1 protein-coding gene is annotated in these 207 nt (G+C 66.2%); it reads right to left on the reverse strand.

The genetic code is table 11. The features are described from left to right. Positions 1 to 189 (reverse strand): hypothetical protein (locus AN218_RS28150; protein WP_141747714.1); only part of this gene is annotated, 189 nt, incomplete at its 3' end. Between the last annotated feature and the right edge of the window lie 18 nt (positions 190 to 207).

Here is a 207-nt window from a genome sequence, read left to right on the forward strand (position 1 = left end):
GACGATCATCTGCCCGGACGGCACCTCCAGGGTGATCTGCATGGTGATGCCGTCCGGGAAGGGGCACGGGCTCTGCACGTGAACGGCCTCCTCGCCCACGACATACACCGGCGCCTGATCGCAATCGGCGCAGCGGGAGTGAGCTCCGATCACCACCAGTTCACCGAACGAGGACTCGAACGCCGTCACCTCCTCCACGCGCTTGGG

This window comes from Streptomyces nanshensis, from assembly GCF_001751255.1.
GTDB classification, from domain to species: Bacteria; Actinomycetota; Actinomycetes; order Streptomycetales; family Streptomycetaceae; genus Streptomyces; species Streptomyces nanshensis_A.